The organism is Bacillus pacificus (assembly GCF_020861345.1).
Classification (GTDB): Bacteria; Bacillota; Bacilli; order Bacillales; family Bacillaceae_G; genus Bacillus_A; species Bacillus_A pacificus.
Map to the genome: position 1 here is coordinate 2,976,086 of NZ_CP086328.1, position 16,540 is coordinate 2,992,625.

At 33.7% G+C, this 16,540-nt stretch carries 17 protein-coding genes, 1 pseudogene and 2 other annotated features; of the genes and pseudogenes, 4 read left to right on the forward strand and 14 right to left on the reverse strand.

Annotated features, from left to right (window positions below):
* Positions 1 to 22 precede the first annotated feature (22 nt).
* From LMD38_RS15585 to LMD38_RS15600, 4 genes are all read right to left on the reverse strand, one after another.
* Positions 23 to 658, reverse strand: coding sequence for an HAD family hydrolase (locus LMD38_RS15585; RefSeq protein ID WP_029141114.1), 636 nt, complete (start codon positions 656 to 658; stop codon positions 23 to 25).
* A 107-nt stretch (positions 659 to 765) separates the two neighbouring features.
* Positions 766 to 1,353 carry a YpjP family protein gene (locus LMD38_RS15590; RefSeq protein ID WP_001134412.1) on the reverse strand — a complete coding sequence of 196 codons (588 nt, stop codon included), beginning with the start codon at positions 1,351 to 1,353 and terminating at the stop codon, positions 766 to 768.
* Between the two features lie 284 nt (positions 1,354 to 1,637).
* A complete protein-coding gene (locus LMD38_RS15595) occupies positions 1,638 to 2,837 on the reverse strand; it encodes an ABC transporter permease (RefSeq protein ID WP_062821106.1) in 1,200 nt (399 codons plus the stop codon).
* Positions 2,830 to 3,540: an ABC transporter ATP-binding protein gene (locus LMD38_RS15600; protein WP_062821105.1), complete on the reverse strand. Its 711-nt coding sequence runs from the start codon at positions 3,538 to 3,540 to the stop codon at positions 2,830 to 2,832. Before LMD38_RS15600 ends, LMD38_RS15595 begins: the two co-directional genes overlap by 8 nt.
* A gap of 153 nt (positions 3,541 to 3,693) precedes the next feature.
* On the opposite strand from LMD38_RS15600, the gene LMD38_RS15605 reads away from it, so the two are divergent.
* Together LMD38_RS15605 and LMD38_RS15610 are read left to right on the forward strand one after the other, a co-directional pair.
* On the forward strand, positions 3,694 to 4,125 hold the full coding sequence (locus LMD38_RS15605; RefSeq protein ID WP_062821104.1) for a GNAT family N-acetyltransferase: 432 nt from the start codon (positions 3,694 to 3,696) through the stop codon (positions 4,123 to 4,125).
* 29 nt (positions 4,126 to 4,154) lie between these two features.
* A complete protein-coding gene (locus LMD38_RS15610; RefSeq protein WP_062821103.1) occupies positions 4,155 to 4,682 on the forward strand; it encodes an HAD-IIIA family hydrolase in 528 nt (175 codons plus the stop codon).
* 56 nt (positions 4,683 to 4,738) lie between these two features.
* On the opposite strand, the gene LMD38_RS15615 is transcribed toward LMD38_RS15610, so the two are convergent.
* From LMD38_RS15615 to LMD38_RS15640, 6 genes are all read right to left on the reverse strand, one after another.
* Complete coding sequence (locus LMD38_RS15615; RefSeq protein WP_016717367.1) at positions 4,739 to 5,179, reverse strand: GNAT family N-acetyltransferase; 441 nt, start codon at positions 5,177 to 5,179, stop codon at positions 4,739 to 4,741.
* Positions 5,176 to 5,649 (reverse strand): SAM-dependent methyltransferase, encoded by a 474-nt coding sequence (locus tag LMD38_RS15620; protein ID WP_016717366.1) that lies wholly within the window; start codon positions 5,647 to 5,649, stop codon positions 5,176 to 5,178. The genes LMD38_RS15615 and LMD38_RS15620 overlap by 4 nt, the downstream gene beginning before the upstream one ends.
* Before the next feature lie 87 nt (positions 5,650 to 5,736).
* A complete protein-coding gene (locus LMD38_RS15625) occupies positions 5,737 to 6,435 on the reverse strand; it encodes an aspartate/glutamate racemase family protein (protein WP_062821102.1) in 699 nt (232 codons plus the stop codon).
* A gap of 148 nt (positions 6,436 to 6,583) precedes the next feature.
* The gene (gene eutG, locus LMD38_RS15630) at positions 6,584 to 7,786 is read right to left on the reverse strand and encodes an alcohol dehydrogenase EutG (protein ID WP_100634328.1); all 1,203 of its coding nucleotides are present in this window, start codon (positions 7,784 to 7,786) and stop codon (positions 6,584 to 6,586) included.
* A gap of 52 nt (positions 7,787 to 7,838) precedes the next feature.
* A complete protein-coding gene (locus LMD38_RS15635) occupies positions 7,839 to 9,278 on the reverse strand; it encodes a GntP family permease (RefSeq protein ID WP_062821100.1) in 1,440 nt (479 codons plus the stop codon).
* A gap of 207 nt (positions 9,279 to 9,485) precedes the next feature.
* Positions 9,486 to 10,151: an HAD family hydrolase gene (locus LMD38_RS15640; RefSeq protein WP_061182837.1), complete on the reverse strand. Its 666-nt coding sequence runs from the start codon at positions 10,149 to 10,151 to the stop codon at positions 9,486 to 9,488.
* 195 nt (positions 10,152 to 10,346) lie between these two features.
* Here LMD38_RS15640 and LMD38_RS15645 point away from each other — a divergent pair, with 195 nt between their 5' ends.
* Both LMD38_RS15645 and LMD38_RS15650 read left to right on the forward strand, forming a co-directional pair.
* Positions 10,347 to 11,144: a lipid II flippase Amj family protein gene (locus LMD38_RS15645; protein WP_000028910.1), complete on the forward strand. Its 798-nt coding sequence runs from the start codon at positions 10,347 to 10,349 to the stop codon at positions 11,142 to 11,144.
* Between the two features lie 24 nt (positions 11,145 to 11,168).
* Positions 11,169 to 11,744, forward strand: a complete 576-nt coding sequence (locus tag LMD38_RS15650) for a nucleotidyltransferase family protein (protein ID WP_001025801.1) — start codon at positions 11,169 to 11,171, stop codon at positions 11,742 to 11,744.
* A gap of 36 nt (positions 11,745 to 11,780) precedes the next feature.
* On the opposite strand, the gene LMD38_RS15655 is transcribed toward LMD38_RS15650, so the two are convergent.
* The 4 genes and pseudogenes from LMD38_RS15655 to LMD38_RS15670 form a co-directional block, all read right to left on the reverse strand.
* Entirely contained in the window at positions 11,781 to 12,695 is a 915-nt protein-coding gene (locus LMD38_RS15655; protein WP_080454282.1) for an alpha/beta fold hydrolase, read from the reverse strand.
* A 38-nt stretch (positions 12,696 to 12,733) separates the two neighbouring features.
* Entirely contained in the window at positions 12,734 to 14,074 is a 1,341-nt protein-coding gene (locus LMD38_RS15660) for a sodium-dependent transporter (protein ID WP_000814526.1), read from the reverse strand.
* A gap of 116 nt (positions 14,075 to 14,190) precedes the next feature.
* Positions 14,191 to 14,439 (reverse strand) — a binding site (T-box leader).
* A gap of 114 nt (positions 14,440 to 14,553) precedes the next feature.
* Complete coding sequence (gene aspS / locus LMD38_RS15665; RefSeq protein WP_062821098.1) at positions 14,554 to 15,840, reverse strand: aspartate--tRNA(Asn) ligase; 1,287 nt, start codon at positions 15,838 to 15,840, stop codon at positions 14,554 to 14,556.
* A gap of 105 nt (positions 15,841 to 15,945) precedes the next feature.
* Positions 15,946 to 16,157: a binding site (T-box leader), on the reverse strand.
* A gap of 67 nt (positions 16,158 to 16,224) precedes the next feature.
* A pseudogene (locus tag LMD38_RS15670) lies at positions 16,225 to 16,506 on the reverse strand (glutamate ligase domain-containing protein); the annotation flags it as partial.
* Positions 16,507 to 16,540: the final 34 nt, after the last annotated feature.

A 16,540-nucleotide genomic window follows, 5' to 3' on the forward strand; every position in this document is an offset into this window, starting at 1 on the left:
GCCTGCTCGAAGTTTATTCCTATTAAGAATACGCTCCTTGTACTACTTGCACAATTTCCATCGGTGTATTGACCATATAATCTGGTGCATCTTTTTTCACTGTTTCAATGACATCATATCCCCAAGATACCCATATTACGTTCACCCCAGCCTTTTTACACGCTGCTACGTCTCGCTGTTCGTCACCGACGTATAACATATCTTGCTCAGTTATTTTTTTCGATTTTAAAAATCTTTTTATCATTTTATCTTTACCGAACAAATTTTTAGAACAATATACTTCTTGTATATTTTCTATATTATTATTGTGTAAAAATGCCCGAATATGCTCTTCTGAGTTGGATGATATGACTGCAATTCCGTAGCCTTTTTTATGTAACTCATCTAATACATCCTTCATCCCATGGAACAAAATAAGATCTTTTATGGCAGGTTGATACAATTTATAAAACTCCAGTGCTAATATCGGTAGTTTATACAATGGTACATCGAGTTGTTTACATCTCTCTGGCATCGTTAATTTACGTAAATACTCAATTTCTTCTTCCTTTACCGTTTTATATCCGTGCTTTTTAGCAATTTGATTATAGATTGGTACAAATATATTTTGTGAATCTACTAATGTGCCATCAAAGTCAAAAACAATATATTTTTGCATTCCCATACTCCCTTTTCTTCTTTTTGCTAAACCTATTTTATTCAACACCGCCGTTGTCTTACCCTTCTATACACATAAAAAAAGAACAAGATTTTCTCTTGTTCTTTTTAAGAAAGCCACTTTGGTGGTACATTCGTATTCCAATAAATATTCCCTAACTCATGGTGTCCAGAGTACCCATCATCAAAACGGTGATAGTGGAAATTAAAATAGTAACCATCTTGCGGTGGATGATCTCTCCTTACATGAAATCGCAATAAGTCATTTCCTGATTTCGTGTCATAAACGTGAAAGATTTTTTCATTATTCCCACCAGCTGGTTTTTGGGAAATCGCTAATGATTGTAGTGAATCTTCTGGTACATCATTGGCAAGCTCAGCAATTGCCTCTTCAATTTTCGGTAATATTACATCTTTAAATTCATCTTCAATTACTGGACCAATTTTAGTTCCAAACTTTTGCATCGACTGCTTCTCTGCTTCTTGCATTGCATACGTAATAAAAGTATCGGTGGTTAACCTGTCATTCGTTTCTTCATATGTATAGGACGTACTCTCCAAATTTTGTTGCCCAGCTGTGCTCGTAGGCTTGTCCGCAGCTTTGGCATTATCAAGCAATATGGAAGGAGGCGTCACTAAACCAAATGTAAATACGGTAATTAATGCGACTAAGGTTTTTCTAAACCAATTTGGCATGTATGTTTCCTCCCCTTTCACTCATTATATTTTATATAACGGTTGTTTTCTCTATTATACAAAATGATTGTAATTTTTGCACTTTACAATTTTGTTAACGTTCACATATTTTTCACTTGAATATGAAATTGTAAGATTTCATACAATAAAATACAACAACAATGAGGAGGAGATCCGATGACTTTAGATGTCATGTATTCCGCCGCAAGCATACTCGTTTTAGTATATTTTATTTATCAATGTGTTACGGATTAGAAAAAAGAGCCATTTTTCGGCTCTTTTTTCTATGGTAAGAATACTATCCAACCAATTAATACTATAAAAATAATCCCGGCAATTACAGCTGGCAATAAATAAAAATGAGAAAGTATAACTATTCCATACAAAAGTATTACTGGAAACAATAAATAGCGATCTGTCTTCCATCTTAACAAGAGTAATTTGCCTTCATCACAATATAAATGAAGAAACATTTTGTTCGTAAACTCATTCCAATAGTCGCGCGCATAACGGGAAATTGCAAATAAAGCAAATGCAAGAATAATAGCGGCAATCCACTTCGGACTCATAATAATACTAACAGTACTTATACATACAATTTGAATATAAAATATTCGCGCACTACTTGTACGGAAAAATTCTTTTAAAAAGGATTCAACAATACGAGAATCCTTTTTCTTCCCTAAAAACTTTTTAGAACATGGAAACATCCACGCCTTTTTATTCGAACTACTCGGTTTAGCTGTATGACCACCAACTTGTATAATCCGACTCGTCCAGCGCATACTTTCTTCTTTTTCTCTCTCAACTTCTTTAAAAAAGCAATTTTTATAATTTAATTTTTCTTTTATCAATATGATAATTAGAAACACTGTTAGACCGATACTTAGTATAGAATACAATGGATTTTTATAAATAAGAAACAAACTCAATCCAAAAAAGGATAGACTTATAGAAAATATTACATTTTTTATAATCCATAGTAGCCATCGTTTCCCCACACGTACATGAATAAATCTCGTTAATAACGCCAACAAAAATCGAAATACAGTAAAGAATAGCCAAAATAATACGACTTGTACCTTCGTCACTCCAATACTTTTCATCAACACCGGTAACATCGCAACAACAACTACTACATTCGTTATTGCTATTCGAATAAACGTATATGTCATGCCATACTGGATTAACTTTTTCATGTGAACAGGATACGAAATTAAAAATAAACTATCCGCTTGCTCAAAAAATGAGCGAACTCCTCTTGCATATGTAATCACATAAAATGCGAGTAGGCCTAATCCGAAATAAACCGTCTCTCCTATCGCTAGTTCTTCCATCCATAGTGAACGATAATAAATTCCCATAAATATAAGTGCCGGAATAATAATATATAGCGCAACCGTCCAATCAGTTATAGAACGTATGGACTTCCATTTGCGCCCCAGTTCATGGCGTAATCTTTTATAAAATTGTTTTTTAATCATGCTGTTCACGCCTTACGATTACATCAAAACAATCTAATAATGAACTTCCTGGCATTTCTGCTAACGTTTGAATTGCCTCTAAATGGCCATCTGCGACTAATGTACCTTGAGAGATGAGTAAAAATCTTTCGCAAATTCTTTCAGCTGTATCTAATACGTGCGTACAAAGTAAAATTCCTGCCCCGCGTTCTTTTTCTTTATATAAATAACTTAAAAACTCTTTCGTAGCTACCGGATCTAAACCGATAAAAGGTTCGTCAATGATATAAAAATCTGGTTCAGTTAAAAATGCTAATATAAGCATCGATTTTTGTTTCATCCCTTTTGAAAACTTTGATAAATACTCATGTTTATGCTTATCCATTCGAAACAGATGTAATAACTCTTCCGCTTTCCGTTCCCAGCTTCCGGCTTCGTTCTCGCGAGCAGCCATTAATAATTCAATATGTTCCCAAAGCGTCAAATAATCATAATATGTCGGGTGTTCTGGCACATATGCATACGGATTTTTCTTCTCGCCAAATGATATTTCACCATCCACATTTACAAGTAACCCGAGCATCGTTTTAATCGTTGTACTTTTCCCGGCACCATTTGCGCCAATAAGAGCAACTAATTCGCCTTGCTCAATCGAAAAGGCAATATCATGAATTGTTTTTTCACCTATTTCATATCCAGCAGAACGGATATTTACTTCTAACATATACTCCCCTTCTTTCCATTTCCAATACAAACTAGGAAAAGAATAACATATAACTATCTATATATCATTATAAAATATTTATTTTCATAGCAGGAAAAAATATTTTTTAACAGAATAATAAATGTTTGATTACATTTTATTGGAGTGGATAATATGTCTTTTCAAATTCGTGAAGCGACGATAGACGATATAGATGCGCTTTGCTCTTTGACGAAAGAATTAAAAGGTTCCTCTATTTCCTATGAAGATATGAACAACCGATTGCAATTCGTACAAATGAGTCCTTTTGATTTTTTATATGTTTATGAGGAAGAAGAAACTATATTTGGATTACTTGGGTTTCGTATACGTGAAAATTTAGAAGATGTAACTCGTTATGGGGAAATTTCAATTATTAGCGTTGATTCTACAATACGACGAAAAGGCATTGGGCACATATTAATGGATTATGCAGAGAAATTAGCAAAGATACATAATTGTATCGGCACATGGCTAGTTAGTGGAACAAAAAGAGTAGAGGCTCATCCTTTTTACAAAAAATTAGGATATGAAGTAAATGGATATCGATTTGTGAAACATTTTTAAACTACTTATAAATGGAAAGGACTAAAACTATGACAAACATCGAAGCTATTTTTATTGATCGTGACGGTACAATTGGTGGTGACACTACAATTCATTATCCTGGATCTTTTACATTATTTCCTTTTACAAAAGCAGCTCTGCAAAAACTAAAAGCTCAAAATATAAAAATTTTCTCTTTCACAAATCAGCCAGGTATCGCAGATGGGATAGCGACTGTTGCTGATTTTGCACAAGAATTAAAAGGATTCGGCTTTGATGATATATACGTATGTCCTCACAAACACGGTGATGGTTGTGAATGCCGTAAACCAAGTACAGGTATGCTGCTGCAAGCAGCAGAAAAACATGGGCTTGATTTAACACAATGTGCTGTAATTGGTGATCGCTGGACTGATATCGTTGCGGGAGCAAAAGTGAATGCGACAACAATTTTAGTACGAACAGGCGCTGGATACGACGCTTTACATACGTACCGAGACAAGTGGGCACATATTGAACCAAACTACATTGCAGAAAACTTTGAAGATGCGACAAATTGGGTTTTAAATCAACTATAATGCAAATGAAAAGAGACGCCTTCAAAATGAATGCGCCTCTTTTCATCTAATATTTTTTAAAACGTCAATTCATAATGGAAATAACGATTATCTCTCAAATAACCATTTTCAGCGTATAATCGCTGGGCTGATAAATTATCAATCTCCGTTTGTAATTTTACACCTTTTGCACCATTTTCTAAGGCGAATCCTTTCGCAGCTTCTAATAATTTTTTCCCTGTTCCTGCCCCGCGCTTAGCAGCTTGTACAAATAAATCATTTAAAATCCATAATTCTTTCATCGAAATAGAAGAAAATGATGGATATAATTGTGTGAATCCAATATATTCCCCATCTTCAACTGCCACGAAAATAACTGATTCTTTTTTCTCGATTCGATTTCGTAAAAATACTTTTGCTCCTTCTAGATCGGAATCTTGTCTATAAAACATACGATAGTTATTAAAAACTGATGCTAGTCCATCTAAATCTGCAATTGTTGCCTCATATATTCTCATTTTACTCCATTCCCCTTCCAATACTGTTTCATTATATCCGTTGCCCATTTAGGCTGTACAATTTCTTCTTTCGGCATAAACTCTTTCATTATTGGCTTTATATCCAATACAGGGGTGCCATCAATAGCATCTAACCCCTCAACAATAATGGATTTACCTTCTCTTTTGATTACCTTTACAATGGTTGCTCCTATACGATTCGGACGATTTTTCCCACGCTGTGCAAAAATACCTACTTTAGGATAATCATGATTATTTCTAGGATATCTAGCAAAATATTGAATTTGTTCATCAGTTACTTTATGAAAATAAAAAACAACTTCAATATGAGAAAAATCTTCAATCCCTTGTATACTTTCTTCTGTATACATTTCAGTTAAAGTAATATAGGATTTTACTTCTCCCCACTCATCGTCTTTTATTTCCTTTCTTTCATTATGTACAAATGCGATTGGTCGAACTGAAAACATACGCATTCCCCCTTACATGTAACCACTTACATTATAAAATATTTTCTGAATGTTTTCCACATATACAAATTAGATTACATAATATAATTATGATCTATCTTCTACAGCGAAATTAACTGCTTCAACTGCATGTATATAAGTCGTATCGAATATTGGAACTGATACGTCTTCCTGCTTTATTAATAATCCTATTTCTGTACAACCTAAAATGATACCCTGTGCGCCTTTTTGCACTAAATCTTCTATAACTGTTTTATAATACTCTCTGGATTGAGATACGATTTTTCCTAAACATAATTCTGTATATATGACTTCGTTTATTTTTTCTCTATTTTTTTCTAATGGTACTATGACTTTTATATCATTCTCTTTAATACGTGATTTATAGAAATCTTGCTCCATTGTATATTTTGTTCCAAGTAAACCAACAGTTTGAATACCTTTTCTTTTCATTTCTTTCGCAGTTGCATCTGCGATATGTAAAACTGGAATATGAATATTCTCCTTTATTTTCTCAATTACTTTATGCATTGTATTTGTGCAAATAATAATAAAGTCTGCGCCTCCCATTTGTAATGAATATGCTGCATTCCCTAGAATTTCTCCTGCACTATCCCAATCACCGCTAGACTGGAATCCTTCAATCTCTTCAAAGTCTACACTATTAATTAAACATTTAGCTGAATGTAACCCACCTAATCTACTTTTTATTTCTTCATTTATGATTCGATAATATTCAGCAGTTGATTCCCAACTCATACCACCAATAAGACCTATCGTTTTCATTAAACCCACACCCACCTTACACTATTTATTCAAGATAATTACGATATTTTATTATGTATATTATACATAATAAAACAAGACTTTACGTTAAAAATATAAAGTCTTGTTTTAACTATTTCCAAGGAAATTTTATAAGAATATCCTGAAATTAACCACCTAATGTTTTTATAGAATCTTCATATCGATAATGAAAACATTCTCGATACAACTGTTTAATTTCATCATATGATGGCACACGTGGGTTATTTGCTGGACTTCCACTTTCAATTGCATCAGATGCCATTTTAGAAATAGCTTTTTCAAATTCAACTTCACCAATTCCGTATTCTTTTAAATTTGGAATACGAAGATCAAAGCAAAGTTTTTTTATTTCCCTGAGCGTGTAATCGGCTACTTCTTCATCACAATAGGAATACATATCTTTATTTAAACAGCGTCCAATTTCTGCTAGTCTTTTTACTGCACTCACTTTTGTATACTCTAAAACTGTAGGTAATAGTATTGCATTTGATATACCATGTGGTACATGAAATAACGCTCCTACTGGTCTTGACATTCCATGAACTAATGTAACAGATGCGTTTGAAAATGCAATTCCAGCTTGTAAGGAAGCAATCATCATCGCTTCTCTTGCCTCCATATTCTCTCCATCTTCATATGCAATACGTAAATATTTCATAATACTTTCAATAGCGGAAAGAGCGAGTACATCTGTAAGTGATTGTGAAACTTTAGAAATATATGCTTCGACTGCATGACATAATGCATCTATCCCTGTTGCTGCTGTAATATGAGGTGGTACAGAACGTGTTAAAATCGGATCAATAATCGCTACTTGCGGGGTAAAACTCGGATGTTTCATCATCATTTTTACATCTGTTCGTTTATTCGTAATTACTGCTACACTTGTTACTTCTGACCCAGTACCCGAAGTTGTTGGAATTGCAATGAGCGGTAGCGGATCATTGTCTATTTCCATATCCTTTTGGACATAATCTTCTACTTCTCCGCCATTTGTATATAACACCGCAACTGCTTTTGCTGCATCAATACAACTTCCACCACCAAGACCGATAATAAAATCACACTTTTCCTCTTTACAAATAGTTAACGCCTCTAACACATGTATATTTGTAGGCTCAGCATTTACTTTATTATATGTAATAACGGTAATACCTTTTGTATTTAATTGTTGTATACAACTCTCAACATATCCTAAATTCTCCATAATTGTATCAGTTACTATAAAAGCTCTTTTTCCAAACTTCTTGGATTGTTCCCCCAGTTTTTCAAGCGAATTTCTTCCATATAATACAGACTTCGGCATACGAAATTCAGCAACTTCTTGCAAGTACTCCACCTCTTCTTTCCCTAATTAATATTTTCGTCTATAAAATATCTATTTAATAAATTCCTGTTAAAGTATAGAACGCGATAACTAAAAATACAGCAAGCGTTTTCAAAACTGTAATAGCAAATATATCTTTATAAGATTGTTTATGTGTTAACCCAGTTACTGTAAGAATAGTAATGATAGCTCCGTTATGTGGTAATGTATCCATTCCTCCTGATGCCATTGATACGATACGATGCATTACTTCTAACGGAATATCGAATTGATTAGCTGCTGCAATAAACTTATCACCCATTGCACTTAAAACGATTCCCATTCCTCCTGATGCAGAACCTGTAATGCCAGCTAAAATATTCGTCGTGACTGCTCCGTTCACTAGCGGATTGGTAAACGTGGCAGAAATGCCATCTCTCATAATCGCAAAACCTGGAAGTGCTGCGATAACACCACCGAATCCAAACTCAGCTCCTGTATTCATTGTTGCAAGTAGCGCTCCACCAATACTTGTATTCAATCCAGCTTGGAATCCTGTTACTACTCGTTTCCAATATAATAATAACGTTGTTACTATACCTATAATAAGTGCTAATTCTACTGACCAGATTCCAACTACTGCACTTAATTCTACTTTTCCAAATGCTTTCATACCAATTGCAGAAAAATCAAAACCATTCGGATACCACTTCGGTATCATAATAGTAAAAACTTTATTCATTACACCTACTAAAATAAGTGGTATAAAAGCAATTACTTGCTGCGCTTTTGTAATTTCAATATTTTTAACCAGCTGCATATCTTTTTGTTCTGCTTGTAAAGAAGCTGCCATTTCCGTATTCCCATCGTTAAAACCAAAATATCCTTCTCCTGCTGCCTTTGCCTTCTTACGTCTACTCTCTAAATATAGTAAACCTAATGTAAGAACAAAAATTGCTCCTACAATTCCAAGTATCGGTGCAGCATAAATGTCCGTTTTGAAAAAAGTTGTAGGTATTACGTTTTGAATTTGTGGTGATCCAGGTAGCGCATCCATCGTAAACGTGACTGCTCCAAGAACAATCGTTCCAGGGATTAAACGTTTTGGAATATTCGCTTGTCGAAACAGCTTTGCTGCGAATGGATATACAGCAAACACTACTACATACACACTAACACCGCTATACGTTAAAATAGCCCCCATTAATACAATTGCTAATATTGTACGTTTTTCACCAACCAACTCTATAATTGTCTTTGCAATTGAGTCCGCAATTCCTGACATTTCTACTACTTTCCCAAATATTGCTCCAAGTAAAAATACAGGAAAATATAGTTTAATAAAACCTACCATTTTCTCCATAAAAATATTCGAAAAGAACGGTAATACAAAACTAGGCTCTGTCAAAAATACCGCAAATAAAGCAAAAATCGGTGCAAATAAAATAACAGAAAAGCCTCTATAAGCTACAAACATAAGTAAACTAAGTGCTAATAATATAATAACTAGCTCCAATTATACCCCTCCTTTAACAGAAAATTCAAACTTTTATCGATAAACTTCTACTACTAATCTTTTGATTCTGACATCCCTCCTCTTATTCATACAAATTTTTCATGCTAAAAATGTCTAATTATACATATTCGATTACATATAAAAAATCCCTTTAAACAAAAACGATTTCATCATCATACGTTATAAAGGGATTATTAGTCTCTATATTTACTTCTTTATCAAACTATTTTCTAAACAAAAATGATGTAGTTCTTTTACATCATTTACGATATGAGTCGCACCAACTTCAGTCAACTCTGTTTCACTACCATAACCGTATAAAACACCAATTGAAGCAATCTCATTATAATTCGCACCGATTATATCGTGCTTTCTATCTCCAATCATAACAATTTCTTCTTTATTAAGTTCTTCATTTGTTTGTAAAATATGAGCAATGATTTCTTCTTTCTTTATTCTTGTACCATCTAAATTACTTCCAATGATACCTTCGAAATAATTTGTTAGTTGAAAATGCTCTAGTACTTGTTCAGCAAATATAGTAGGCTTTGAAGTTGCTATAAATAAACGATTGCCTGTATCTTTTAATTGTTTTAAAAGATTTGGAATACCCTCGTAAACATTATTCTCCAACAATCCACGTTGCTTTAAATATTCTCTGAAATAAAAAACAGCTCGTTCAACTTCTCCTTCATTCATATTATATCTCTCTACAAATGATTGCTGGATGGGTGGACCAATAAATGAATCTAACTCGCTTATATGTAATTCTTCAATGCCAACCTTTTTTAATGCATACAATACTGAATTGACAATCCCTTCTTTCGGATCCGTCAATGTTCCATCTAAATCAAATAAATATGTTGTGTACACGTTTCAATCCCCCGCTCATTTTACTTTATAAGTAACCTATAACAGCTTTTCCTATTACCTCTTTTATTATAATACTATCATTATCTTTTTTCTGAAAAATTACTTTTCCTATGTCACATACTTTCAGTTACAAAAAAAGATACATATGGTAAAGTGAAAAAGTTACAATTATTTTAATAGAAACTGGTGAAACAAATGTCAATTACGTTAATTTTTATAATGGCTTTCACAATTATTATCCATGCGGTTGAAACTAGCTCTTATAGTATTCGATTAGCTGGTGTACGTTTAAAAAAGATTGCCGTTGCCTTATCCGTCGTAGGAATGGTACTGCTTATTTCTAGAACATCTAACTTACTACAAGCCTTTTTAATCGGTGGTATTGTCGATGAAGCAAAACTAGATTCTTCTATTGATTTAGAGCATATTATACGTCTCGTTCTATTATCTGCTTCTATCGGTACATTACTTGCAATTATACTGTATCCAACTTTGACAAAACTATTTGGATACGTCATTCAAAATTTTGAAACAGATGGTTCATTCATTCGAATGATGAAGACGAATAACATTCAAAAGTTAAAGTACACAAAAAAATATGTACGGTTTCCAAAGTTAGAAATGATTCATAGACTACGCATTGGTGGTATTCCAAAACGTATTATGCTTATTAATATGTTTGCTACTGCTATTTATACAGCAGGTGTTCTTTCTGCCCTTTACGCTTCTTTTCTAAATCCAGATTATGCAACAAACGCAAGTACAGCTTCTGGTCTTGTAAATGGTTTTGCTACAATTTTATTAACCGTACTACTCGATCCACGCATCGCTCTTTTAACAGAACGTGCTTTACAATCAGAGAATGGTGCTGAGTCTATGAGTAAAATGTACGGTTGGCTAATGATTTCTAGACTTTTCGGTACATTATTAGCACAACTACTATTTGTACCAGGTGCTTACTGGATTTTATGGATTATTGAACTAATACATTAATTTACTAGAAAGGTGAATATATCAATGAATATCCAAACAGAGCAACATATCATTCGCTTAATAGAAAACGACGAATGGATGATGAACGTATTACAATTAGCAAAATCACTTGAGCTACCTGATTGGTGGATTTGCGCCGGGTTTGTTCGTTCTAAAATTTGGGATACTTTACATAACTACGAAATAAGAACAACTACACCAGACGTTGATGTCATTTATTTTGACCCTTTTCGTAAAGATGAGATATACGAACAATTATTAGAAAAGAAACTAATAAATTTGGATGCCTCTATACCTTGGTCAGTAAAAAATCAAGCTCGTATGCATGTAGTGAATAATATGCTACCGTACTCTTCTTCTGTTGATGCTATTTCTAAATTTCCTGAAACAGCAACGGCTTTAGGGGTTACATTAGACGAAAAAAACAATGTTATATTAACAGCTCCGTGCGGTATTGAAGATGTCCTTTCCTTACAAGTGAGACCAACAGCTCATTTTCTTGAATCAAAAGAACGATTACATATATACAAAAACAGAGTTATAAAAAAGAATTGGCAAAGTAAGTGGCCTAGCATTACAATCACATATCCAGAAATTTAGAAAGGATGCTTCTTATTTAGAGAAGCACCCTTTTCTTCATTTCAAAAAATGTATGACTGTTTCTGCAAATCTATCTGCTTCCTCATAATGAGATGAATGACCGCTCTCTTCAAATACGATATACTTGCCGTTTCGGGCATCTTTATTAAATATTTCAATTTGTTTTTCACACGTTACTACATCATGTTTTCCTACAATTAATAGCATTGGATTTTGTACATCTTTTATTTTTCGTAATAATGAAGTATGAAATGCTCCTTCTAATTTTAATCTATCAAAATGAATCTTGGAGCGATTTGAAAATTCTTCCCACTCTTCATCACTATATAAACTCTCGTCTGTCACATCTTCCTTATAATTGTAAAGTTCCATTCTTTTTTCTTCTAATTCATCACTTATTCTTATATAAGCTTCTAACAACTCTTTTGAACAAGCATCGCTAGATGAATAAGCAAAGCACTCTTTTGCTACTTCTTCTTTTCCATACTTTTTTAATAAATGCCCTGCCTTTTGTAACAAAGCCCTACTTGTTAATGCGAAATCGAAAGTTGGTCCTTCAAATATTATTTTCTCTATTGAACTTGGATATATCGATGCATATAACAATGCTAAATATCCACCGAAAGAATGTCCAATTACAGACCACTTCTCAATTTGTAATACTTTTTTTAATTCCTCACAGTCTTCAATCAAATCATTTAATCCAAAAGCTTCGTCTTCAGTAATTTTTTCTGAGCGACAAACACCTCTTTGATCTATCATAATTACATATAAAGAATCTTTTAAACGTTCCGCTTGATGAAATGAAAAATCATAGCAACTTTCCCCCGGTCCACCATGCAAGTATAGAACTGGCTTATTTTTAGGATTTCCATGTGTTTCAACGTATAGCTTTTTCCCTCTAATATGCATGTATTCCCCTGTTTCTATCAAATTCGCCTTTATGATCATCACCTTCTTTTTTTTACTGAATATTATAACATCTACTGTTAAATAATCCCTATTACATTTAAAAAGACGATAATGATTGCGAGTGGTGCTACAAATCGAAGTAAAAACGCCCAACAAGTAAATACTTTCTTTCCATAATTACCACCTACAAAAAACTCTGCTTCTAATACCTTGTTTTCCATTTTAAATGAAACGAAAATACTAATAAATAGTGCACCAAGTGGCATTAATATATTACTAGATAAGAAGTCTACTGCATCAAAAATATTCTTTCCGAAAATCGTAATATCACTCCATATTCCAAATGATAACGCTGATGGTATACCTACTAAGAAAATGCCGAAACCGATCATCCATGATAATTTCGTTCTCTTTTCTTGTTCCCCATTTGCTAATGCTGAAACAACTGTCTCTAGTAAAGAAAATGCCGATGTTAATGTCGCAAATGTAAATAGTGCAAGGAATACTGTTAAGAAAAACCCACCAAATGGAATTTGACTAAATACAGATGGTAATACGATAAATAGTAATCCAGGCCCTTCTGTTGGTTCCATTCCTAATGAAAATACAGCTGGAAAAATAGCAAGACCCGCAAATAATGAAACAAATAAATTCAACCCAACGATTGTTATTGCTGATTTTGGTAAACTTTCTTTTTTATTTAAATAGGAACTATATGTGACCATTATTGAAATCCCGATACTAATCGCAAAGAATGATTGACCCATTGCGAACAAAATACTTTCTGAAGTAATCTTTGAAAAATCTGGTTGTAAGAAAAACTTCACACCTTTCATTGCATTATCAAGTGTTAATGAACGAATAATAAGAGCGACAAATAAAACGAACAACGCTGGCAACATATATTTACTTGCCTTTTCAATTCCGTTTTGTACACCTTTTGATACGACCCAAATCGTAATAAACATAAAAGCGAAATGTCCCATAATTGCCCAAGCCGGATTTCCAATTGTTTCAGTAAATAATGCACCGTAATTTTGTCCTGGAGTAATAAGTTGTCCCGTTACTCCTCTGAATAAATAAATGAATACCCATCCACCTACAACACTATAAAACGAAAGTAATATAAAACACGTTCCAACACCAAGGCGTCCAATCCAGTGCCATCCTGTATTTGGTGCAATACTTTTAAATGCGCCAACTGCTTGTTTCTGCGTACTGCGTCCAATCATAAATTCAGCTATAAGTAGTGGTAATCCAATTAATACAGTAAATAATATAAAGATTAAAAAGAATGCTCCTCCCCCGCTCTTCCCAGCGATATAAGGAAACTTCCATATTGCGCCAAGTCCAATTGCCGATCCGGCTGCAGCCATTATAAACCCTAATTTCGAAGTCCATTGCTCCGTCTGTTTCATCTCATTTTCCTCCTAATAAAATCATTTTATATAAATAATTAAATTTTATAGACCAATCCGAATAAACCCTCCATTTCTATTTCCATAAAATAAAAAAATGGCTCAACGTCTCTATATAAAGAGACGCTAAGCCATTTACTTAACGCGGTACCACCCTTATTGATTCCATTATGAATCCACCTTAGTAGTAATCGTTTGATTACAAACCTAATATCGAAGGTTAACCGTTAAGATTTACTAAGAATGTGATTCCGTTCCACCTTACTGCTCCTAGGCGAGTTCAGGATGTCATTTGACTATGTCACACCAACCCATAGCTCTCTGTACAAATATACGACCTTACTACTCCTATTCAACACATTTAAATATTTAGAATATATTTTCTTTTGAAATTAATATGAAGTATATCGGTTATATTTGTAGCTGTCAAGGGACATATTAAATTTTAATGAGAAAATGCGGAATTCCTTCCCCTATTATTAAGGGATAAGCCTTGTACAGTCCCTTGGAAAAGCACTCGTTTCTCTCACATTCGATAATTCTAAAAATTTATATACAACTCTCTCTAATCCAATTCCAAAACCACCGTGCGGGGGACAACCGTATCGGAATGTATTTAAATACGATTGAAATTTATCTGGATGTAATCCTTTTTCTTTAAAAGAAGTTAGTAACATTTCATAATTATGAATTCGCTGTGCCCCTGATGTTATTTCTAATCCTTTATATAGTAAGTCGAACGAATCAGTAATAGATGGATTCTCGTTATTCGGCAACGTATACATCGGTCTCGCTTCTTTCGGATAATGTGTAATGAAAACAAATTCACTCTCATATGTTTCCTTCACATATTTCCCTAGTAACTTCTCACCTTCTGTATCTAAATCCCCAATTGGCGATTCTTTCCGATACTTACTTTTCAAAATTTCTTGTGCTTGTAACAATTTAATTTTCGGTATTTCTGTAATAACAGGTACTTCTATTTGTAATAGTTGTAGTTCTTTCTCACAGTTTTTTGCTACTTGTTGAAACATATATCTTAAAACATCCGTTTCTAATTGCATCACTTCATGAAAATCATTTATAAAGCCAATCTCTACGTCTAACGATATATATTCATTTAAATGACGGGAAGAATTGTGATGTTCCGCTCTATATACAGGTGCAATTTCAAAAACACGTTCTAATCCTCCCGCTACCATCATTTGCTTATAAAACTGTGGTGATTGAGCTAAATACGCTTCTTTTTGGAAGTATGGCAGCTTAAAAACATTTGCTCCTCCTTCTGCCCCCTGCGAAACAATTTTTGGAGTAAATATACGTGTGAAATCGTTCTCTATAAGGAATTCACTAAAGCTCTGGACGAGCGTAGATTTCACTTTAAATATAGCCGCGGTTCGCTCATGTCTTAATGATAATACCCGTTCATTCAGTAGTTGATCTAAGCCGACTTGTAACTTCTTTTTATTTATTTCAAATGGAAGTGGTTCTGCGCCATTTAATATTTTCACTTCGTGAGCAAGCACTTCAATCCCTAATTCTGTTTTCGAAGTCTCTACTATTTGGCCTACGACTTGAACAACACTTTCCACATCTACTTTAAATCCAGCTAGCTTGTTTTCTAATACGCATTGCATAACCCCTGATCGATCCCTTATTAATAAAAAACTAACATTACCTAGATGACGAATCTTTTTTACCCATCCTTGAAGTAATACAACTTTTCCGCTTTGCTTTGTACATTCTTTTGTGAGTGAACGCTTCATTACATTTCCCTCCAGTAAATTTATATTTATTTACGTTATTGTTATCATCGTCATCATCCACGGTCACTCACCTCCTTTCAAAGAATACAAAAATCCGCCCCTATAAATAGGGACGGATTTTTCCGCGGTACCACCCAAATTGTCATAATGACCATCTTAGTCCTGATAACGGTAGGTACCGTTTGCTTTTACTAATTATCACGTTCAAAGCAACACTCACAGGTGTCTTTCCATCATGCGGTATCACAATCTTCTCAGCAACCGATTGCTCTCTGTAGACCTTTGCATCATGTACTTTTCCTGATCATCACTTTTTATATTTACAGAGTATTCTATCTCTTCGGTTTATAAATTGCAAGTAATTTTTAAATATATTTAAATTTTTCACATCCAGTTTTGTACAATCTCCTCTAAAGCCATTCCACGTGAACCTTTCAATAAAACAACATCCTTTTTCGTTATAACTTTCAATATTTCCTCTGCTATCTCGTCTTTATTATCAAATGACTGTACTTTTCCTGTATGATAGTTCTTTCTTGCTTCTTCCGCTACGATTTCAGATAACGCTCCATACGTAAATACATATTGGATGCTCTCTTCATTTAACATTTTACCAATTTCTCTATGATATGTTTTAGCTTCCTTCCCTAACTCTAACATATCCCCATGCCCATCAACTTAAGAACGAAAACAAAATGAA